This is a genomic window from Brunnivagina elsteri CCALA 953 (genome assembly GCF_002289455.1).
GTDB lineage: Bacteria > Cyanobacteriota > Cyanobacteriia > Cyanobacteriales > Nostocaceae > Brunnivagina > Brunnivagina elsteri.
Map to the genome: position 1 here is coordinate 1 of NZ_NTFS01000568.1, position 3,180 is coordinate 3,180.

The 3,180-nt window shown below is 37.5% G+C and carries 3 protein-coding genes; 2 read left to right on the forward strand and 1 reads right to left on the reverse strand.

Features of this window, described 5'->3' with window-relative positions; translation table 11 throughout:
- Positions 1-130: 130 nt before the first annotated feature.
- Positions 131-1,312: an RtcB family protein gene (locus CK510_RS28440; RefSeq protein WP_095724839.1), complete on the reverse strand. Its 1,182-nt coding sequence runs from the start codon at positions 1,310-1,312 to the stop codon at positions 131-133.
- A 254-nt stretch (positions 1,313-1,566) separates the two neighbouring features.
- Here CK510_RS28440 and CK510_RS28445 point away from each other — a divergent pair, with 254 nt between their 5' ends.
- Positions 1,567-2,496: a class I SAM-dependent methyltransferase gene (locus CK510_RS28445; protein WP_095724840.1), complete on the forward strand. Its 930-nt coding sequence runs from the start codon at positions 1,567-1,569 to the stop codon at positions 2,494-2,496.
- Positions 2,497-2,641: 145 nt separating this feature from the next.
- Positions 2,642-3,180 (forward strand): HAD family hydrolase (locus tag CK510_RS28450; RefSeq protein ID WP_095724841.1); only part of this gene is annotated, 539 nt, incomplete at its 3' end.

Sequence of the window (3,180 nt, forward strand, 5' to 3'; positions counted from 1 at the left end):
TAAGCTAAAAAGCACCTAAATTATATATTAGGGCAGGCAGGGATGCCCACCCCACAACAATTATAATAATTTAGATTATATGATTTAAATGCGGAACAGCTTACAACCGAGAACCGCTATATAAGAAAGTCTAACCTTTAACACATACAACTTGCTTCAATGTCGCTACCACTTCCACTAAATCAGCTTGATTTTTCATAACTTGCTCGATTGGTTTATATGCACCAGGAATCTCATCCAATACATCTTCATCTTTACGACATTCAACACCCTCAGTTTGCTTAATCAAATCATCAAGAGTATAGGTATTTTTTGCTTTAGTTCTTGATAGTAACCGTCCCGCTCCATGACTGCAAGAACAAAAACTATCAGCACAACCTTTACCCTTAACAATGTACGATTTTGCACCCATTGAGCCGGGAATAATACCGTAGTCTCCTGTATCAGCACGAACCGCACCTTTACGGGTTACGTACACTTCCTCACCGAAATGTACTTCTTTTTCAGCATAATTATGGTGACAATTGACTTCCAGCAATGGTTTTGTTGGTTTTCCACCTGCAATGTGCTTTTCGACAATCCGCTTAAAGCGTACCATCATTACATCACGGTTCATTCGTGCATAGTTCTGTGCCCATTGCAAATCATGCCAATAAGCAGCAAATTCGGGTGTATTCGTGACAAAATAAGCTAAATCTGGGTCTGGTAACTTAATTTCTGCCATTTTCGCCAGTTCTTTAGCAGTACTGATATGTCGCTGTGCCATGATATTCCCAATGCCTCGCGACCCTGAATGTAGCATCAGCCACACTTTATTTTCAGTATCAACACAGACTTCGATGAAATGATTACCCCCACCAAGGGAACCCATTTGACGTAATGCTTTAGTTTCTAAATCCTGAACTCCAGAATGTAAATCTTTAAATTCTTGCCATTTTTGCCAGTTAGTTACTGTTCTTTCAATTTCTTTATTTTCACTAAAGCCAGTAGGGATTGCTGCTTCAATTTCCAATCTAATTTTCTTTAGTTTGCCTTCAAGTTTATCGGCTGTAAATGGTGTTTTAATGGCAGCCATTCCGCAACCAATATCTACACCGACAGCCGCAGGAATTACAGCTTCTTTAGTGGCAATGACTGAGCCAACTAATGCACCTTTCCCTAAATGGACATCAGGCATTAAAGCAACATGTTTAAAAACAAAAGGTAATGAGGCAACATTTTTTGCCATCTTGATTTCATCATGTTTTAAAGGATGATTTGCCCAAGAGAAAACAGGTATTTCTGTAGAAATTTCTAATTTTTCGTAAGCCATAATTTATATTTTAGTAGAGACGTTCCGATGGAACTTCTTAATTAGGAACATAACGTAATTACCCAATATTCTGGGTACGATCGCACGTCAAAAATTAATCTGGTTCAATTATTCTTGTATTATATGTGTAGTATGTAAGAGATGTCAACATCAAGATATATGCAAACTTAGTCAAAGCAAAATTTGGCAATTTCCGTTACAATCTGTAAGGAAATGACTGTCATGAAAGTAACAAAACGGAGCCAGAAAAGACTATGGGAATAGGGCAGGATAGTATTTGGGAGCGTTTTTTGTCACCTTTAGTACGTTTGTTAATTGATGAAGAAGCATTACGTAGATACAGTGAAAGTGTGGATTGGGAGAGAGAGTGCGATCGCATTCAACGTGCAGATGTAGTTACCCCAACGTACTACAGTAGCCAGAATTTTCATGGTATAAAGGGTGGATATCTGACTTCTAGTGCTGCGGTTACTTACGATCCGATTACCCAGTATGTGTTACCTCCCAATGAAAGTTGGGTTAGACAAGCTTTGATTGATGCTGTGAAGGTAAAACCACGTCGGATTCTTGATTTAGGTTGCGGTACGGGTTCGACTACGTTAATGCTGAAAAAGGCATTTCCCGATGCGGAGGTGATTGGTTTGGATTTATCACCATATATGCTAGTGAGAGCAGAACATAAGGCTATAGAAGCAGGTTTAGATGTAAGCTGGCGACATGGGAATGGGGAGAAGACTGGATTTCCTGATGCATCGTTCGATTTAGTAACTGCTTCGTTGTTGTTTCACGAGACACCAACTGATGTAGCACAGAATATTCTACGGGAATCTTACCGCTTACTGACAACTGGTGGGCAAATACTGATTTTGGATGGGAATCAAAAGACACTACGTCAAACGGAATGGTTGAATAATGTTTTTGAGGAACCATATATTAGTGAGTATGGTGCAGGTAGTACTGATGCATGGATGGGTACTGCTGGTTTTGAAGCTGTACAAACTCAAGATGTGTGGTGGTTGAATCAAGTTACAAGTGGTGTAAAACCGATTTCTGGTGATAATATTCAGGTTCAAAATGTGAGGCAATATGTACCTAATAAGTTAGATGATGGGAATTTGCAGGGTTTTCCTTCTCCTGCATTTGAAAATAATAATTTGGAATTTTACGTTTTAGGGTGTTGCTAATTTAGATTATAGCTTCACGCGGAGTCGCAGAGGCGCAGAGAGTAATTAATATTTTATCTGTCAATTTAGCAATCCCGTTTTATTTATAGCTATTATTTACTGAGTATTTATCATTGTTTTACAATAATCCAAAATCTAAAATAGAATGAGTTTAAAAGCAGTTTTGTTTGACTTTAATGGTGTCATTATTAATGATGAAGCAATTCACAAACGATTAGTTGAGGAAATTTTAATTGGTGAAAATGTTACGGGATTAAAACCTGGTGAGTTTGAAAAAGCTTGTTTGGGACGTGGTGATAGAGTTTGCTTGGGAGATTTGTTAAATAGTCGTGGTAGAGTTATTGGTGAAGATTATATTAAACAATTGGTTTTTAAGAAAGCTCAATTATATATCCAAGAAATTGAAAAGTTAGAAAAACTACCTTTATTTACTGGTTTAGATGACTTAATTTTTCAAATACGTTCTAAGGATTTGAAACTAGGTTTAGTTAGTGGTGCAGTTCGCAAAGGAATCGAATTGGTATTAGAACGATCTAAATTAAAAGAATATTTTCCGGTGATTATTGCTGGGGATGATATTACTACGAGTAAACCCGAACCTGATGGTTATCGCTTTGCGGTTCAATCCCTTAATCAACTGTATCCTGATTTAAATTTACTACCAAAACAATGTTTGGCAATTGA